General features: G+C 62.4%; 17 protein-coding genes. 15 read left to right on the top strand and 2 right to left on the bottom strand.

What is annotated here, in order from left to right; translation table 11 throughout:
* The first annotated feature begins 87 nt into the window (after window positions 1–87).
* From E4Z66_RS12410 to E4Z66_RS12395, 4 genes are all read left to right on the top strand, one after another.
* Complete coding sequence (locus tag E4Z66_RS12410; protein ID WP_136463341.1) at window positions 88–1875, top strand: ABC transporter transmembrane domain-containing protein; 1788 nt, start codon at window positions 88–90, stop codon at window positions 1873–1875.
* Between the two features lie 103 nt (window positions 1876–1978).
* Window positions 1979–2401 (top strand): peptidoglycan-binding protein LysM, encoded by a 423-nt coding sequence (lysM, locus tag E4Z66_RS12405; RefSeq protein WP_136463340.1) that lies wholly within the window; start codon window positions 1979–1981, stop codon window positions 2399–2401.
* Between the two features lie 207 nt (window positions 2402–2608).
* Window positions 2609–4510: an acyl-CoA synthetase gene (locus E4Z66_RS12400; RefSeq protein WP_136463339.1), complete on the top strand. Its 1902-nt coding sequence runs from the start codon at window positions 2609–2611 to the stop codon at window positions 4508–4510.
* A gap of 171 nt (window positions 4511–4681) precedes the next feature.
* Window positions 4682–5608: an alpha/beta hydrolase gene (locus E4Z66_RS12395; protein ID WP_136463338.1), complete on the top strand. Its 927-nt coding sequence runs from the start codon at window positions 4682–4684 to the stop codon at window positions 5606–5608.
* Between the two features lie 21 nt (window positions 5609–5629).
* Here the strand turns inward: E4Z66_RS12395 and hemN are convergent, their stop codons facing one another.
* Window positions 5630–6982: an oxygen-independent coproporphyrinogen III oxidase gene (hemN, locus tag E4Z66_RS12390; RefSeq protein ID WP_136463337.1), complete on the bottom strand. Its 1353-nt coding sequence runs from the start codon at window positions 6980–6982 to the stop codon at window positions 5630–5632.
* A gap of 65 nt (window positions 6983–7047) precedes the next feature.
* Here hemN and fnrL point away from each other — a divergent pair, with 65 nt between their 5' ends.
* The 6 genes from fnrL (at window position 7048) to ccoP (ending at window position 12332) form a co-directional block, all read left to right on the top strand.
* On the top strand, window positions 7048–7791 hold the full coding sequence (gene fnrL, locus E4Z66_RS12385; protein ID WP_136463336.1) for a transcriptional regulator FnrL: 744 nt from the start codon (window positions 7048–7050) through the stop codon (window positions 7789–7791).
* Between the two features lie 13 nt (window positions 7792–7804).
* Window positions 7805–8773, top strand: a complete 969-nt coding sequence (locus E4Z66_RS12380) for a capsular polysaccharide export protein, LipB/KpsS family (RefSeq protein WP_136463335.1) — start codon at window positions 7805–7807, stop codon at window positions 8771–8773.
* A 159-nt stretch (window positions 8774–8932) separates the two neighbouring features.
* Window positions 8933–10531, top strand: coding sequence for a cytochrome-c oxidase, cbb3-type subunit I (ccoN, locus tag E4Z66_RS12375; protein ID WP_136463334.1), 1599 nt, complete (start codon window positions 8933–8935; stop codon window positions 10529–10531).
* Between the two features lie 14 nt (window positions 10532–10545).
* Window positions 10546–11271, top strand: coding sequence for a cytochrome-c oxidase, cbb3-type subunit II (ccoO, locus tag E4Z66_RS12370; protein ID WP_136463333.1), 726 nt, complete (start codon window positions 10546–10548; stop codon window positions 11269–11271).
* Window positions 11272–11283: 12 nt separating this feature from the next.
* Window positions 11284–11463 carry a cbb3-type cytochrome c oxidase subunit 3 gene (locus tag E4Z66_RS12365; protein WP_136463332.1) on the top strand — a complete coding sequence of 60 codons (180 nt, stop codon included), beginning with the start codon at window positions 11284–11286 and terminating at the stop codon, window positions 11461–11463.
* Window positions 11463–12332 (top strand): cytochrome-c oxidase, cbb3-type subunit III, encoded by an 870-nt coding sequence (gene ccoP / locus E4Z66_RS12360; RefSeq protein ID WP_136463331.1) that lies wholly within the window; start codon window positions 11463–11465, stop codon window positions 12330–12332. The genes E4Z66_RS12365 and ccoP overlap by 1 nt, the downstream gene beginning before the upstream one ends.
* Window positions 12333–12574: 242 nt before the next feature.
* On the opposite strand, the gene E4Z66_RS12355 is transcribed toward ccoP, so the two are convergent.
* A complete protein-coding gene (locus E4Z66_RS12355; protein WP_136463330.1) occupies window positions 12575–12790 on the bottom strand; it encodes a DUF1127 domain-containing protein in 216 nt (71 codons plus the stop codon).
* A gap of 95 nt (window positions 12791–12885) precedes the next feature.
* Between E4Z66_RS12355 and E4Z66_RS12350 the strand changes: the two genes are divergently transcribed.
* The 5 genes from E4Z66_RS12350 to ccoS all read left to right on the top strand — a co-directional run bounded on the left by E4Z66_RS12350 (window position 12886) and on the right by ccoS (window position 18006).
* On the top strand, window positions 12886–13761 hold the full coding sequence (locus E4Z66_RS12350; RefSeq protein ID WP_136463329.1) for a LysR family transcriptional regulator: 876 nt from the start codon (window positions 12886–12888) through the stop codon (window positions 13759–13761).
* A gap of 63 nt (window positions 13762–13824) precedes the next feature.
* Window positions 13825–15249 carry a cytochrome c oxidase accessory protein CcoG gene (ccoG, locus tag E4Z66_RS12345; RefSeq protein WP_136463328.1) on the top strand — a complete coding sequence of 475 codons (1425 nt, stop codon included), beginning with the start codon at window positions 13825–13827 and terminating at the stop codon, window positions 15247–15249.
* Window positions 15249–15701: a FixH family protein gene (locus tag E4Z66_RS12340; RefSeq protein WP_136463327.1), complete on the top strand. Its 453-nt coding sequence runs from the start codon at window positions 15249–15251 to the stop codon at window positions 15699–15701. Before ccoG ends, E4Z66_RS12340 begins: the two co-directional genes overlap by 1 nt.
* On the top strand, window positions 15698–17842 hold the full coding sequence (locus E4Z66_RS12335) for a heavy metal translocating P-type ATPase (RefSeq protein WP_246036008.1): 2145 nt from the start codon (window positions 15698–15700) through the stop codon (window positions 17840–17842). Before E4Z66_RS12340 ends, E4Z66_RS12335 begins: the two co-directional genes overlap by 4 nt.
* The gene (gene ccoS, locus E4Z66_RS12330) at window positions 17839–18006 is read left to right on the top strand and encodes a cbb3-type cytochrome oxidase assembly protein CcoS (protein WP_136463326.1); all 168 of its coding nucleotides are present in this window, start codon (window positions 17839–17841) and stop codon (window positions 18004–18006) included. The genes E4Z66_RS12335 and ccoS overlap by 4 nt, the downstream gene beginning before the upstream one ends.
* The last annotated feature ends 18 nt before the right edge of the window (window positions 18007–18024 follow it).

Below are 18024 nucleotides of genomic sequence, written 5' to 3'. Positions count from 1 at the left end.
CCGCGCCGGGGGTGGGGCGGCGGTGGGTTGCCTTGACCTCTACCGGGTTGCGCGGCTACTAGACGGGGCCGAATTTTGGGGGACTGGATGGCCGGACCGGACAAGAACGAAGAGCGCGAAATCTCCCGCGAGTTGGGAACGCTGCGCGCGCTCTGGCCCTTTCTGCGCCCCTATCGGCGGCTGCTGGTGGCGGCGCTGGGCGCGCTGATCCTGACCTCTGTCATCTCGCTGATCCTGCCGCTGGCGGTACGCCGCGTGGTGGATAATTTCAACGTCGAGGACGGGCAGGTTCTGGACGCCTATTTCGCCGCCGCGCTGGGCATTGCCGGGGCGCTCGCCGTGGGGACGGGGCTGCGCTATCTGCTGGTGACGCGGTTGGGCGAACGGGTCGTGGCCGATATCCGCAAGGCGGTGTTCGACCGGGTGATCGGGCTGTCGCCTGCCTTTTATGAGCGGATCATGACCGGCGAGGTGCTGAGCCGTATCACCACCGACACGACGCTGATCCAGTCGGTGATCGGCTCTTCGGTATCGATCGCGCTGCGCAATGTCCTGATTTTTGCGGGCGGCATGGTGCTGATGCTGATGACCTCGCCCAAGCTGACGGGGCTGGTGCTGTTGATCGTGCCGCTTGTCGTGGTGCCGATCCTCACGCTGGGGCGCCGTCTGCGCAAGATCAGCCGCGAGAACCAGGATTGGATCGCAGCCTCGTCCGGCAATGCGTCCGAGGCGCTGACCGCCGTCCAGACGGTGCAGGCCTTCACCCATGAAACCGCCAGCCGCGCGTCGTTCTCCGAAGTGACCGAAAAAAGCTATATCTCGTCCAAGAAGCGCGTCGATACCCGCGCGCTGATGACGGTGATCGTGATTTTCCTGGTATTCTCGGGCATTGTCGGCGTGCTGTGGATTGGCGCGCGCGATGTGCGGGCAGGGGCGATGACGCCGGGCGTGCTGATCCAGTTCGTGATCTACGCGGTGCTGGTCGCCGGGGCCGTCGCTGCGCTGTCCGAAATCTGGAGCGAGCTTCAACGCGCCGCCGGGGCCACCGAACGGCTGATCGAATTGCTGAACGCGCGTGACGATGTCAACGACCCCGCGCAGCCTGCGCCGCTGGCCCGCCCGGTCAAGGGCGCGATTGCCTTTGAAAACATCCGGTTTTCCTATCCCGCGCGGCCCGGCACGCAGGCGCTCAACGATGTCAGCCTGACGATCGCGCCGGGCGAAACCGTGGCCTTTGTCGGCCCCTCGGGCGCGGGCAAGACCACGATCATCCAGCTTTTGCTGCGGTTCTATGATCCGCAATCGGGTGTTGTGCGCCTTGATGGGCAGGATATCGCAACATTGGCGCGGGACGATTTCCGGCGCGAGATCGCGCTTGTGCCGCAGGACCCGGTGATCTTCGCCGCCTCCGCCCGCGAGAATATCCGCTTTGGCCGTCTGGACGCCACCGATGCAGAGGTCGAAGCCGCCGCCAAGGCCGCCGCTGCGCATGAGTTCATCGCCAAGCTGCCGGAAGGCTATGACAGCGATGTCGGCGAACGCGGCGTGATGCTGTCGGGCGGACAAAAGCAGCGCATCGCTATTGCCCGCGCGATCCTGCGTGACGCGCCGATCCTGCTGCTGGACGAGGCGACCTCGGCCCTCGATGCGCAGAGCGAGCGCGCGGTGCAAGAGGCGGTGGACCTGCTGTCGCATGGGCGCACGACGCTGATCGTGGCGCACCGTCTGGCGACCGTGAAAAAGGCGGATCGCATCGTGGTGATGGATCAGGGGCAGGTGGTCGCACAAGGCCCGCATGACGCGCTGGTGGCCGAAGGCGGGCTTTATGCGCAACTGGCCCGGCTGCAATTCACTGACGGTTTCGCCGCCGAATAAGACCCGGTTTTCCGGTGCAAGAGGGAAGGCACCCTGCAATTCCCCTTCACTTCTGCGGGTTTCCGGTCAGACTGTGTCCAAACAGACCAATGTGGAGGGAATCATGGGTTTATTCAGCTTTTTCAAACGGTCCGGCAAAAAAGTTGCCGAGGACGAAGCCACGCCAACAGCCGAGGCGCTGAAAAAGGAAGTCGCGGATTTGGGATTGGATGCCGAGGGCGTCGAAATCTCGGTCGAGGGGGATACCGTGAAGCTCGCCGGGGCTGCGGGCAATGATGAGCTGAAGGAAAAGCTGATCCTTGCCGTGGGCAATATCGATGGCGTCGCCGCAGTGGAAGACAACACCTCTGGCGCGGGGAGCGAGCCTGTCTTCCATACCGTCGAAAAGGGCGACACGCTTTGGGCGATCGCGGAAAAGACGATGGGCAACGGGTCGAAGTATCAAGAGATCTTCGAGGCCAACAAGCCGATGCTGAGCCATCCTGACAAGATCTATCCCGGTCAGGTGCTGCGCATCCCGCAGTAAACCATAAGCGGCGATCAGGACGAAAAGGCCGTGCCGGAAGGCGCGGTCTTTGCTATTATGGCTGACGTTTGGTCAACCGGAGTGACGCCGCGTCCGCAATCTGCCGGATACTGGGCAAAACTTGCGCAAACTGGCATTAGAGCACATCTTTGGAGGAGAGGTCGGGCGCGGGGAGCGCGCTGGCCGGCAAAATGGGAGGACTCGTCGATGGCGTTTGCAACTGTCGAAGACCGCAATGCGATTGAGCAGGAAATGCCATGGGAGGCGCGCGACGTCCCGAAGACGCTGTATGCGTTGCTGACCCGTACCGCGACCCGCTTTCCCAAGAATAACGCCGTCAGCTATCAGCTTCTGTCCGGTCCCAAGGACAAGGCCGAAACGCTGACCTGGTCCGAATTGCACGGCAAGGTGACGCAAGCTGCGAACCTGTTCCGGTCGCTGGGCGTGGGGCCGAAGGACGTTGTGGCCTTCATCCTGCCCAATTGTAACGAAACGATCCTGACCCTGCTGGGCGGCGCTGTTGCGGGGATCGCGAACCCGATCAACCCGCTGCTGGAACCCGAACAGATTGGGTCGATCCTGCGCGAAACCGGTGCCAAGGTGGTCGTGACGCTCAAGCCGTTCCCGAAAACCGATGTGGCCCAGAAAACCGCCGAGGCAGTGCGCCACGCGCCCGCCGTTCACACGGTGCTGGAAGTGGACCTGCTGCGCTATCTGACGCCGCCCAAGAAGTGGATCGTCCCCTTCCTGCGGCCCAAGATGTCCGGCAACCCGCACGCGGCGTACAAGGATTTCAACACCGAACTGGCCAAGCAGCCCAAGACGCTGCAATTTGACGACCCGCAAGAGGATCGCGTCGCCTTCTATTTCCATACGGGCGGCACGACGGGTATGCCGAAGGTCGCGCAGCATCTTTATTCGGGCATGATCTATAACGGCTGGATCGGGCACACGCTGCTTTACACCGAAGAGGACAACATCATGTGTCCGCTTCCGCTGTTCCACGTCTTTGCCTGCCACGTGATCCTGATGGCCGCTGTCACGGCGGGGTCTCACGTGGTGTTCCCGACGCCGCAGGGCTATCGCGGCGATGGGGTGTTCGACAATTTCTGGAAGCTGATCGAACGCTGGAAGATCACTTTCATCATCACCGTGCCGACGGCGATTTCCGCCAAGATGCAGCGCCCGGTCAATGCGGATATCTCGACGGTGAAGACCGCGTTCTCCGGATCGGCCCCGCTGCCGCAGGAATTGTTCCGCCGGTTTGAGAAAGCGACCAATATCACCATCGTCGAAGGCTATGGCCTGACGGAGGCGACCTGCCTTGTGTCCTGCAATCCGGTCGAGGGTGAAAAGAAGATCGGCTCCATCGGGATCACCTTCCCCTATACGGATGTGAAGATCTTCAAGCAGACAGGGGACGGCGACGCGATTGAGGCCGGAGTCGACGAGATTGGCGAAATCTGTATCTCCAACCCCGGTGTCTATGTCGGAAAGACCTATACCGAAGCCGACAAGAACCGCGACCTGTATTACGGCAAGTATCTGCGCACCGGCGATCTGGGCCGGATCGATGCGGATAGCTATCTGTGGATCACCGGACGGGCGAAAGACCTGATCATTCGCGGCGGTCACAATATCGACCCCGCAGAGATCGAAGAGGCGCTGTTGGGCCATGACGCCATCGCCTTTGCCGGGGCCATCGGCCAGCCGGACGCCCATGCGGGCGAGGTGCCTTGCGTCTATGTCGAACTGGTCGACGGGCATAACGTGACCGTTGAGGAATTGTCGGAATACTGCAAGATCAACGTCCATGAGCGCGCAGCTCAGCCCAAATATATCGAGATTTTGGATGAATTGCCGAAGACGGCGGTGGGTAAGATCTTCAAACCCGACCTGCGGAAAAGCGCAATCAAGCGGGTTTATAACGAAGCGCTTGAAAAAGCCGGTCTGAAGGCGCGTGTCGAATCCGTTCTGGACGACAAGAAGCGCGGCTTGATCGCCGAGGTCGAGTTGAACGGTGCCGACCGCTCTGCGGTTGCGGAAACTCTGGGCAGCTTCACCCGCCCGTGGGAAGAGCTGAGCGCAGAGAAACTGGCCGCCGAATAAGCCCGGAAACGGTTACCGCATATCCCGGCAGGCGCGTTTTGGCCCGCCTGACCAAACCGGATGCAAATCCACGAACGTCGCGCGAAGCCGGAAGGGGCCGCGCGACGTTCTGCTTGTCAGGCGCGGCGTTTCGGGGAAGGTTGCCTCAGACCACGCGAAGGGGGATGTGCGATGCCCGATTACGATCAGCTTCTAGATGCCGAGATGAAGGCCTATCTGGCGCGCTGCGATGCGCTGTATCCGCCCGATGCGGTGACGCTGGATATTGCCGGACAACGCCGGGTTTATGACGCGATGTGCGCCGATTTCGACGTGGGCCGCCCCGATGGCGTGGCCGTCAAGGATGAGCCGCAGGGCGGCGTTCCCTGCCGGCACTACACACCGGCGGACCCGGCGGGAACCGTGATCTATTACCATGGTGGCGGCTTTGTCGTGGGCGGTCTGGACAGCCATGACAGCATCTGCGCCGAGATTTGCGCCAAGACCGGGCTGCGGGTCGTCTCTGTCGATTATCCGCTTGCGCCTGAACATCACTATCCCGAGGATTTCGACGCAGCTTGGCGTGCCTATGTGGCGATCAGCGCGGCGTGGCCGGGGCCGGTGGTGCTGGCTGGGGACAGTGCGGGCGGCAACCTTGCCGCCGCGATCTGCCACAAGGCACGGGGCGCGGGGCCAATGCCGATGGGGCAGGTGCTGATCTATCCGGGGCTGGGGGGCGACTGGTCTTGGCCGTCCTACATCGAACATGCCGATGCGCCGCAACTAACCACGCGGGACATGCAGTTCTACCAGCAGATCAGGTTCGGCGGCGAGCCGCCTGCAAACGATCCCGGCTGCGCGCCGCTGCGGGACAGCGATTTTGCCGGGTTGGTTCCGACGGTCTGCGTATCTGCACAGTGCGACCCGCTCGCCTCCGATAGCGAGGTTTATGTCCAGCGTATTCAGCAGGCCGGCGGGCAGGCGATGTGGATCGACGAGGCCGGGCTGGTCCACGGGAATTTGCGCGCCCGCACCATGAGCCAGAGGGCGGCGAACAGTTTTGAACGTATCTGCGGCGCGATTTCCGGGTTGGCGCAGGGGCGCTGGCCCGCCGTCTAGACCACAGGGTGCGCTGGCGGCCTAGACCGCCACAGCGTGCGACGAGCCGTCCAGCGTTTCCTCGTCCAGCCGCGCGGCCAGAATGCGCAACAGCGGATAGGCGGCCTTGTCCACATGCAGGTTATCGCCTGACAGGGTGACGAAGGGCGCGAATTCCGTCGCCAAGTCCTGCATCTTGCGACGCAACTGCGCGTGATCTTCGGCTGTGCCCGTGGTCAGCCGCCCGATTTCGATCCGGCCATAGCACATCATCTGTTCGATCAATTCGGCCACAAGGAACTGGTTCCCCGACATTGCAATGCCGCGCTTGGTGGCGAAATGGCCATCGGCGATGCGAGCCAGATAATCGGCGGTCGATGTCGCGTTGTGCAGATAGCCCTGCGGATAGCGCGAAATCGCCGAGGCCCCCAGCCCGATCAGCCACGGGCTTGCATCATCGGTATAACCCTGAAAATTCCGGTGCAGCCGCTTTTCGGCCAGCGCAGAGGCCAGCCCGTCATGGGGTTTCACGAAATGGTCGATGCCGATCTGGATATACCCGGCCGTCGTCAGCCGCTCTGCCAGCGCGTCGAACAGCACCAGCCGCATCCGCGGATCGGGCAGGGCGTCTTCCGGGATCAGCGATTGGCGGCGCGACATCCACGGCACATGCGCATAGCCGAAGGCGGCGATGCGATCAGGGTCCAGCGCCAGCACTTTGTCCAGCGTGTCATTCAGCGTGTCCAAGGTCTGAAACGGCAGACCATAGAGGATATCGAGGTTGATATTCGTCACGCCCAACTCACGCAGACCATCCACGCAGAAGGCCGTCTCGGCATAGCTTTGAAGCCGCCCGATGGACTCCTGCACCTTGGGATCGAAATCCTGCACGCCAAGGCTGGCGCGGTTCATCCCGGCGGCGACCAGTGCCTCCAGCCGGGGCATGTCGATTTCTGTCGGGTCGATCTCGACGCTGAATTCGGCGCCGTCCATACGCGGGAAATGCGCGTCGAATGTGGCCATCAATGTTTCGACGGCTTGCGGGGTCAGCAGGGTCGGGGTGCCGCCGCCGATGTGAATCCGCTCGGCCTTTACGCCGTTCAGACGCGCGCCGGCCAGCGTGATTTCACGCTGCAGATGGGCCACGTAATTGTCCACGGGACCGTCCGTCTTGGTGCCCTGCGTGCGGCAAGCGCAGAACCAGCACAGCCTGCGACAGAAAGGCACATGCATGTAGAATGAAACCGCCTCTCCCTGCGGGACAGTCCGCATCCACTGGGCTGCGGTGGCCTCATCCGCGATGGGCACGAAGCGGTTAGCGGGGGGATAGCTGGTGTATCGCGGCACACGTGCGTCAAATAAACCATGGCGGGAGAAGGCATTTTCGTGTTTCATGGGCGGAACTTGTCTGAGTCTTCCTTTTCACTCCTTGACCCAGATCAAGCAGGCGCGCGAACACAATGAAACAAACACCTGAACTTATCAGCGGAGATTGCTCCGAATGCCCGATCCGACACCGGGCGGTCTGCTCGCGGTGCGAGCCGGAGGAATTGGATGAGCTTGAACAGCTGAAATATTACCGCACCTACAAGGCCGGTCAGACCATCGCCGTGCGCGGTGACGACCTGACAACGGTATCGTCGGTCGTGACCGGGACAGCCACGCTGAGCCGGGTGATGGAGGATGGGCGGACCCAGATCGTCGGGCTGCTTTTGCCTTCTGATTTCATTGGGCGTCCGGGGCGCACCCATGCGCAATACGATATTCAGGCGATCAGCGACGTGACGCTGTGCTGTTTCCGCCGCGCGCCATTCGAACAGATGGTGACGCGCACGCCGCATGTGTCCGAGCGGATGCTTGAAATGGCGCTGGATGAACTGGATGCCGCGCGCGACTGGATGCTGCTTCTGGGCCGCAAGACCGCGCGCGAGAAAGTCGCGTCCTTCCTGCTGTTGATCCAGAAGCGATCGGCCCGGCCCGGCGGTGAAGAACTGGGCGAGGATCTTCGGCTGGAATTGCCCCTGACGCGCGAGGTCATGGCGACCTATCTGGGGCTGACCATCGAAACCGTGTCGCGCCAACTGACCGCGCTGCGCAAGGATGGTGTGATCGACGTTCAGGGCAAGAAAGTGATCGTGATCAAGGATCTCATCGCGCTGATGATGGAATCGGGCGATGACGATGATGGCGGTATTCTCGACTAAGGCGTCATCCTAGATGGGCGCTTTCACCGCGATGTCGGGGCCGCGCGCGCCCGAACGGTCGGTCATCGTCCATGCGGATGACACGTGGTACGGCCATATCCTGCGGGGCGAGGCGGGGTTTTTCGAAAAACTGGGGCAGGCGCTGATCGCGGCGGGCTATGCGCCCCGGATTGTGCGCGATGGCGACCTTAACGCGGTGGCGTTGATGGCGCAGACCCGTCCGCAGATCGTTGTCGGCCCGAAGCGGCACCGCGGCGCGCATATCTGGCATGCGCACCCCTCTTACATCCGCAACTACTGGTATCTCGACCCGCAAGGCTATTTCTGGAACTCTTCGCTGGTCGAGGCGGCGTTCGACCCGCAGCAGATCGACGGCGCCCGCGCCCGGCAGTTCATGCGGCAGCTTCGCCAGCGCATGATCGGCAAGAACCTGTCGAAACGGCCACAGCCGCCGCGCAGTGCCGCCGGTTTGCCCCCGGCAAGCGTTTTTGTCGTCACGCAGGATATCGAAAAATACCGCGACCGGGTGCATGACCTCACGACCGAGGAAATGATCCGCACCGCCGCAGCATGGGCTGGGCACGTCTATGTCAAACTGCATCCGCTGCAATCGCCCGAACGGCAGGCGCAGATCACCGGGCTATGCGACAGTCTGGACAACGTGACCGTGCAGGATGCCAGCGTGCATGACCTGATTGCGGCTTGTGACGTAGTGGTGACGCAGAATTCTGCGGTGGGGTTCGAGGCGCTAATGCAGGCCAAGCCCGTGCTGACCTGTGCGCGCTGTGATTACCATCATGCCAGCCTTGTCTGCCGCGATACCGACGCGCTGGCGCATAACCTGACGCGGGCCAGGGACTTTGCCGACGGTTTCCAATTTGCCAAGTATTTCTATTGGTTTCTGGCGCAGCAGATGCTCAAGCCGCAGGATGATGACTTCGCCGCGCGCGCGATGCAGCGCCTGTTGGGTGGCCAGCCATAGGGTGCGCTGAGCACCCGCCAATATAGCCCACTTGACCACCTTACATAATAAGCGCTTGATCTGGATCAAGGTTGGGCCGGGAGCGGGGGCTTAGTCCAATCTAGGAACGGGCAAGTCATGTCCGTGATTCTGACACGCGAAGGTATTGAGGGGCAATAAATGTCACAAACCGTCAAACTTATCGCGCTTGGTCTGGTGTCTCTGGTCGCGCTTTACGCGGGCTATCAGGGCGTCGATCTGGCGTTTCGCGTGCACGGGATTCTGATCTTCCTTGTTGCAGCGGGCATGTTCATCTGGACGCTGCGCCAAACGGGAGAAACAGTACCAGTCGTCGATGCCAATGGGTATATGGACGGCGTCGTGCGCGCAGGTGTAATCGCTACGGCTTTCTGGGGGGTCGTAGGCTTTGCTGCGGGGGTGTTCATCGCCTTCCAACTGGCATTTCCGGTCTTGAATTTCGATTGGGGCCAACCCTTTACCAATTTCGGACGGCTCAGACCGCTGCACACAAGTGCGGTGATTTTTGCGTTTGGGGGCAATGCTCTCATCATGTCCGCCTTCTATGTGGTGCAGCGCACGTCGGGCGCGCGCCTGTTTGGCGGCAATCTCGCGTGGTTTGTCTTTTGGGGGTATCAGCTGTTCATCGTGCTGGCCGCCACCGGCTATCTGCTGGGTGCGACACAGTCGAAGGAATATGCCGAACCTGAATGGTACGTGGATATCTGGCTGACCCTTGTCTGGGTGGCCTTCCTGGTTGTCTTCCTTGGCACGATCTTCAAGCGCCGGGAAAAGCACATCTATGTCGCCAACTGGTTCTTCCTTGCCTTCATCATCACCGTTGCGATGCTGCATATCGTCAACAACCTGTCGATCCCGGTGACGATCTGGGGGTCCAAATCGGTGCAGGTCTTCGCGGGTGTGCAGGATGCCATGACGCAGTGGTGGTACGGTCACAACGCCGTGGGCTTCTTCCTGACCGCCGGGTTCCTGGGCATGATGTACTATTTCGTGCCGAAACAGGCAGAGCGCCCGGTCTATTCCTACAAGCTATCGATCATCCACTTCTGGGCACTGATCTTCATCTATATCTGGGCCGGTCCGCACCACTTGCATTACACCGCGCTGCCGGACTGGGCGTCGACCCTTGGCATGGTGTTCTCCATCGTGCTCTGGATGCCGTCCTGGGGCGGGATGATCAACGGCCTGATGACCCTGCAAGGGGCGTGGGACAAGCTGCGGACAGACCCGATCATTCGGATGTTCGTCATCTCCATCGCGTTCTACGGCATGTCGACCTTCGAGGGTCCGATGATGTCGATCCGCGCGGTCAACAGCCTGAGCCACTATACCGACTGGACCATTGGTCACGTTCACTCCGGCGCACTTGGCTGGAACGGCATGATCTCCTTCGGGGCGCTCTACTTCCTTGCGCCGCGCCTTTGGGGCCGCAAAGAGATGTACTCTCTGCCCGCGATCAACTGGCACTTCTGGCTCGCCACCATCGGTATCGTCCTTTACGCGGCGTCGATGTGGGTGACCGGGATCATGGAAGGCCTGATGTGGCGTGAAGTGGACAGCCAAGGGTTCCTGGTGAACTCCTTCGCGGACACCGTGAGCGCGAAATTCCCGATGTATGTGGTGCGTGGCACAGGTGGCCTGCTCTATCTCACGGGTGCGATCATCATGGTGTGGAACTTGTGGATGACGATCCGGGGCGGCGAACGTGTCCGCGCCCAGGTCGGCGTTCCGGCTGAGTAAAGGGGATCACGAAGATGGGTATTCTCGACAAACACGCGATCCTCGAAAAAAGCCCGACACTGCTTTTGGTGTCGTCGCTTCTGGTGGTCACGATTGGTGGCATCGTAGAGATCGCACCGCTTTTCTACCTCGAAAATACGATCGAGGAAGTCGAAGGGGTGCGGCCCTACAGCCCGCTGGAACTGGCTGGCCGCGATATCTATGTCCGGGAAGGGTGCTATGTGTGCCACTCCCAGATGATCCGGCCCATGCGGGACGAGGTGGAACGTTACGGCCATTACAGCCTTGCCGCCGAATCCATGTATGACCACCCGTTCCAATGGGGCTCCAAGCGGACGGGGCCTGACCTTGCCCGTGTGGGCGGCCGCTATTCGGATGCGTGGCATGTGGATCACCTGATCGACCCGCAATCGGTGGTGCCGGAATCTGTCATGCCGAAATACGGCTTCCTGATGCGGACGCAGATCGATGGCGAGCATATCGCCGACGTCATGCGCACGCACCGTATCGTCGGCGTGCCCTATACGGACGCGCAGATCGAAGTGGCCTATGCGGACTTCCAGGTTCAGGCCGATCCCGACGGCGATTACGATGGCCTGCTGGAGCGTTATCCCGGCGCGGTCGTGTCCAACTTCGACGGGCAGGACGCCCTGACAGAGATGGACGCGCTGGTGGCCTATCTACAGGTTCTGGGCACGATGGTGGATTTTTCCACCTTCACCCCGGACGCAAGCCGCTAAGGAGGGCTGAGGATGCAAGACACATATTCCTGGCTCCGCGAACTGGCCGATAGCTGGGTTCTGATTGCCTTGTTCGTCTTCTATGTCGGCGCGATTTTCTGGGCCTTCCGGCCCGGATCCCGCCGCACACATGACGAGATTGCGCAGATCCCGCTTCGCAACGACACTTTGAGCGAAAGGGAGGCAAAGTAATGGCCGACCACGATAAAGAAACGGACAATGTCACCGGCATTGATACCACCGGCCACGAGTGGGACGGTATCAAGGAGCTCAACACGCCGTTGCCGCGCTGGTGGCTCTGGACCTTCTATCTGACCATCATCTGGGGCATTGGCTATTCGATCGCCTATCCGGCATGGCCGCTGCTTTCCAGTGCGACGGCCGGGGTGCTGGGCTTTTCCACCCGCGCCAATGTCGCGGCGGATATCGAAATGTTCAAAGAGCGCAATGCCGAAGTCTCTGCCGAACTGGCCAGCGCCGACCTGACAGAGGTCGTGCCGGGCACGCCGGTCCATGATTTCGCGGTGGCGGGCGGTGCGGCGGTCTTCCGCAGCAACTGTTCGCAATGCCACGGGTCTGGCGCGGCGGGGGCCAAAGGCTATCCCAACCTGCTGGACGATGACTGGCTGTGGGGCGGCGCTGTGGACGAGATCGAAGCAACGATCCGCCACGGTATTCGCAACGCGACCGACGACGATGCCCGCTGGTCCGAGATGCCGAAATTCGGTGACATCCTCGAGCGGGATGAAATCCTTGCCACCGCGCAATACGTCCTGTCGCTTTCGGGCAGCGAGACAGATGCGCAACTGGCCGCGCAGGGTGAAGAGTTGTTCATGGACAACTGCGCAACCTGCCACGGCGATTCCGGTGAGGGCGACATCGCGCAAGGGGCGCCGCAGCTGTCGGATGCGATCTGGCTGTATGGCGGCGATCTCGACACGGTTGTTGAATCGATCACGAATGCCCGTTTCGGCGTTATGCCCGCTTGGGGGCAGCGCCTGAGCGAGGCCGATGTGAAAGCCGTCGCGCTATACGTGCACCAGCTGGGAGGAGGGGAGTAATCACCTCCTGAGTGCACGCGGGCCGCAGGATGACCTCCCGGCGGCCCATCAGACCCCCGACGCCTGCGCCCCTGTTCGCGCAATCCTGCGCAGGCTGTCGAGGGCAAAGCAGGGCCTCTGTTTCAGGGGCCCTGCCGCTTTTTGTAGCCTGCCCATCGGACGCGGCTTCAGGACATGTAGCAAAGCCTGTCAGGATATACACCGTTTTTTCGAACGCGCTGGATCGTCTTGCGGGCGCGCGGTCAGCGTTGGAACCAGGTCGGCGCATCCCAGAAGGCGCGCTGGGCTTCGTCCTCGGCATCGGCGCGCGACACGCCGATATCGTTGAGCAGGTGATCGTCCAGTTTGCTCAGCGCGTGGCGTTCGCGGCGCACCTCGTACATGTGACGCAGATTGTCCCGAACCGGGGTATCCAGCCGCGAGGCTGTGCGAAAACTGTTTGCGAGAATTCCAATCATTTGTAAGCTCCTTTTAGCGTGTGAAGTCAGTTTTGCTCAGTAATGGCAAATTACAAAGGAAACGGATTTTCGCTTATGTAAGTCAGGATTACACGATGGAATGGCGAGACCTCCCCCCGCTGGCAGCGATCCGGGCCTTCGCGGCCTTTGCGGATACCGGGAATGTGCAGGCTGCGGGCGCGGCGCTGAATGTCAGTCATGCGGCGATCAGCCAGCAATTGCGCGCGTTGGAGGATCACCTTGGCCTTGCGCTGCTAGACCGGTCCGGGCGCGCGATGACGCTGACGCCCGAGGGCCGCGCGTTGGCGGCGGCAACGCTCGAAGGGTTCGGCAAGATGGCCGGGGCTGTCGCGGAACTTACCGGCGCCGAGGCGGATCGCCCTTTGCAGATCTCCACCACGGCGAGCTTCGCCGCCAATTGGCTGATGCCGCGTCTGGGGGGATTTCGCGCGGAATACCCAGAGATCGACCTTGTCATATCAGCCGCGCCGCAGCGGGTGGACCCGGCCCCCGGCGGTGTCGATCTGGCCCTGCGTTATGGTGACGGGGACTGGTCCGGTGTCGACAGCGAATTGCTGATGGGCGCGCCCATCGTCGGTGTGGCGGCCCCTTCGCTGTTCGGGGGCGCACCGCCCGAGGATCTGACCGAACTGACCGAATACACGTGGTTTCAGGAATTGGGCACGCATGAAGGTTCTGACTGGTTGGGGCCGCGCGGGCTGCGCGCCAGCACTGGCGTCGTCACGGTGCCGGGAAACCTTGCGATCGACGGCGCCCGTGCGGGGGAGGGAATCGCGCTGACGGCACGCATCGCGGTCGAAGCCGACCTTGCCTCGGGTGGGCTGATTTGTCTCTTCGAACTGCGCAGCGAAGCGGGCTATTACATGGTGACACGCCCCGGAGTTTTACGCCCGCCGTTGCGCAAGCTGATGAAGTGGCTACGCGCGGAGGCTGGGCGCTCAAAAAGTTGATGCAGATCAAGGTGCCAGATGGCGCGTGGCTGCAAAACCGACGGGCGAACAGGAGTGTAGCGAATGTCTGATTCTGAAGTTCCCCAGCTTTACGCGCCGCGAGAACCGATCTTTCCACGCCGTGTGTCCGGCTTTTTCCGGACCATGAAGTGGTGGATTCTCGCAATCACGCTGGGCATTTACTACCTCACGCCGTGGATTCGCTGGGACCGCGGCCCGCAATTGCCCGATCAGGCTGTTCTGATTGATCTGGCCAATCGGCGCTTCTACTTCTTCTGGATCGAAATCTGGCCGCATGAATTCTACTTCGTGGCCGGGCTGCTAATCATGGCGGGTCTGGGGCTGTTCCTGTTCACCTCTGCGCTAGGCCGGGTCTGGTGCGGCTATACCTGTCCGCAGACCGTGTGGACCGACCTGTTCATTCTGGTGGAACGTTGGATCGAAGGCGACCGCAACGCGCGGGTGCGCCTGTGGAAGGCCGACTGGGATGCCCGCAAGGTGCGCCTGCGGGTGACGAAGTGGGTGGCGTGGCTGCTGATCTCTGTCGCGACGGGCGGGGCTTGGGTGTTCTATTTCGCCGATGCGCCGACCCTGCTGCGCGATCTGGTGACGTTCTCGGCCCACCCGGTCGCCTATACGACGATTGCCGTCCTGACCGCGACGACCTTCGTCTTTGGCGGCTTCATGCGCGAACAGGTCTGCATCTATATGTGCCCGTGGCCGCGTATTCAGGGCGCGATGATGGATAGCGACACGCTGACCGTGGCCTATCGCGACTGGCGCGGCGAGCCGCGTGGCAAGCACCGCAAGGCGGAAGGGGCAGAGAACCTTGGCGATTGCATCGATTGCATGGCCTGCGTGAATGTCTGCCCGATGGGGATCGACATCCGCGATGGCCAGCAGATGGAATGCATCACCTGCGCGCTGTGCATCGATGCCTGCGATGACATGATGGCCAAAATCGGCAAGGAGCGTGGTCTGATCGACTATCTCGCCCTGTCCGATGAGCCGCGCGAGCGGTCCGGCGAAAAGCCGCGTCCGATCTGGCATCACGTCTTCCGCACCCGGACGGTGCTTTATACCGGCCTCTGGAGCCTTGTGGGCGTCGCCTTGCTGTGGGCGCTGTTCATCCGCCCGGATATCGAAATGACCGTGGCCCCGGTGCGCAATCCCACATTCGTGACCCTGTCCGATGGGTCGATCCGCAACACCTATGACATCCGTTTGTTGAACAAGCATGGCGAAGAACGGCCCTTCCGCATCTCTGTCGCGGGTGATCCCTCGCTTCGGGTCCGGGTCGAGGGTACACCTTACGAAACGGTTGAGGTCAGCGCCGATTCCACCCAGTTGCAGCGCGTCTATGTGGTTGCGCCGCCCAATTCCGAACCGGCCAGGAACGACCGGACGGAGTTCCGCTTCTGGGTCGAAGACACCACCAATGGCGACCGCGCCTACAAGGACACGACGTTCAACGGGAAGGGGCAATGATGGCTCGGCAAATCACAGGCTGGCACGTTCTGGCGATCTTCGTCGTTGGCTTCGGCATCATCATCGCGGTCAATCTGACGCTGGCGTTTCAGGCGGTCCGCACCTTTCCGGGGCTGGAGGTCAAGAACTCCTATGTCGCCTCGCAAAGCTTTGACGCGGACCGCGCGGCGCAACTGGCGCTGGGCTGGGACGCGGCAGCACGGGTCGAGGGTGAGACGCTGACGTTGAGCTTCCTGCGTGACGGCGTGCCGGTACAGCCGGTGATCGAAAAGGCCGTATTTGGCCGGGCCACCACGGTTGCACAGGATCAAGAACCTGCCTTTGCTTGGGATGGCGCGGCCTTTGCCGCCCCGGTGGAAATTGCGCCCGGCAACTGGAACCTCCGGGTCGAGGCGCGCGCGGCGGATGGTACGCTCTTCAAGCAGCGGATCATCGTCGAGGTCGCCAAGTGAGCGTCAGCGCCTGTCCGGCCTGCGGGGCAGGGGAACTTGCCGCGCAGATGGGCCGCCCCGAGGCGACCCATAGCCAGCGTGTGTTTTCCTTGCCGGCCATTCACTGTGCCGGCTGCATCCGCGGCGTCGAACAGACCCTTGCGGGCCTTCAGGGGGTCAGCAATGCGCGGGTCAATTTCTCGCTCAAGCGGGTGGTGGTCCATGCCGATGACGCGGTCAGTGACGCCGATCTTCTGGCCGCGCTGACCGATCGCGGTTTCGAGGCGTACCCGCTGAACTCCGAACTGCTGGAAAGTGATTTCGACGCGCGCGGGCGCGCGCTGCTGTGGCGGATCGGTCTGGCCGGTTTCGCCGTGATGAACGTGATGCTGCTATCCATTGCGGTCTGGTCCGGTGCGCCCGAAGCGACGCGGGATCTGTTCCACTGGATCAGCGCGATGATCGCGATTCCCGTGACAGTGATTGCCGCGCAGCCGTTCTTTGCCTCTGCCTGGACGGCTTTGCGAGGCGGGCGGATGAACATGGACGTGCCGATCGCGCTGGCCGTGGCGATGACCGTGGGCATGTCGCTTTATGAAACAAGCCTTGGCGGGCGTCATGCCTATTTCGACGCGGCGCTGTCATTGACCTTTTTCCTGCTGATCGGCCGCTATCTGGATCACCGGATGCGGCGGGCCGCACGCTCTGCCGCCAAAGAACTGACCGCGATGGAACCGGCTCGCGTGCGGGTGGAAACGCCCGAAGGCGCGCGCGACGTGCCGCTGGCGCAGGTGCAGGTCGGCGATCTTCTGGCCATTCAGGCCGGGGGGCGGCTTGCCGTGGACGGGGTGCTTGAGGACGGCGACAGCCTGCTGGATCTCAGCTTTATCACGGGCGAGGCCGACCCGGTGCCTTCGCGTCCGGGGCAGGTCGTGACGGCCGGGACGATTGCGCTGACAGGGCCGATCAAGGTGCGGGCAACGGCGGTGGGCGACGATAGCACGCTGCGCCGCCTTGCGGCCTTGGTAGAGGTCGCGGAGAACGCGCGCGGCAAGTACCGTTCGCTGTCTGACCGGGCCGCCGCCACCTATGCGCCGGGGGTACATATCCTTGCGGCACTCGCCTTTATCGGATGGATCTGGGCCACGGGCGATTTGCGGCTGGCCTTCAATATCGCGGTGGCGGTGCTGATCATCACGTGCCCCTGCGCGCTGGGACTTGCGGTGCCTGCGGTGGCGACGAATGTGACGGCGCGTTTGTTCAAGAAGGGCGTGATCCTCAAAAGCGCGACCGCGCTCGAACGTTTGTCAGAGGTCGATACCATCGTCTTCGACAAGACCGGGACGCTGACGCGCTCTGCCTTCGATCCGGTGGGGCTGACGCCCGATATGCTACCCACGCTCAAGGCGTTGGCGCTGGCCTCGGACCACCCGCTGTCACAAGCCGTGGTGGCGGGGCTGCCGGATGTCGAACCCGCCGCGCTGGACAATGTGAGCGAGCAGGCCGGGTTCGGGGTGCGCGCGCAACTGAATGGCGTGCCGGTCGCCATGGGTGCGGGCCGCGCCTTTGGGGCCGAGGCGCAGACCGTGTTTTGGACGCAGACCGAAGGCGCGCAGCCGCTGACCTTTTCCGAACGCCCGCTGGATGGCGCGGCGGAGATGATCGCGGCGCTGCACGCGCGGGGCTATCAGACGCGGCTGATCTCTGGCGATAGCGCGACGCGCGTCACGGCCTTGGCAGAGGCACTGGGCATCGGATCGGCGGCGCATGGAGTGTCGCCCGAAGGCAAGGTGGACATGGTCAAGGCGCTGACCGGCGAAGGTCACCGCGTGCTGATGGTGGGTGACGGGCTGAACGATACGGCGGCACTGGCCAGCGCCCATGCGTCCATCGCGCCGTCCTCGGCGCTGGAGGCAAGCCGCAGCGCGGCGGATGCGGTGCTGTTGGGCGGGGATGTGACGCTGATCCCCGAAGTGCTGGCAGAGGCGCGCACGGCGCTGGCGCGGATGCAGCAGAACGTCTTTCTGGCCGGGCTTTACAACGTGATCGCCGTGCCGGTCGCAGCCATCGGCTGGGTTACACCGCTGGTGGCGGCCATTGCCATGTCCGCCAGTTCCATTACGGTCATCGCCAACGCAATGCGAAAGGGAAGAGCCCAATGAACGTGCTGGTCGTCTTGATCCCGGTCTCTCTTGGCCTTGGCCTTCTGGCGCTTGTCGGTTTCATGTGGACGCTGAAGGCGGATCAGTATTCCGATATCGAAGGCGATGCGATGCGCATTCTCGAAGACGACGACATTGCCCCCGAAGACCGTGAGCGCCGGTAACAACGCAGCCTAGGGTCA

It is taken from the genome of Aliishimia ponticola, from assembly GCF_004803475.1.
In the GTDB taxonomy this organism is placed as follows: Bacteria; Pseudomonadota; Alphaproteobacteria; order Rhodobacterales; family Rhodobacteraceae; genus Aliishimia; species Aliishimia ponticola.
This window is presented reverse-complemented; position numbering and strand designations above follow the sequence as displayed.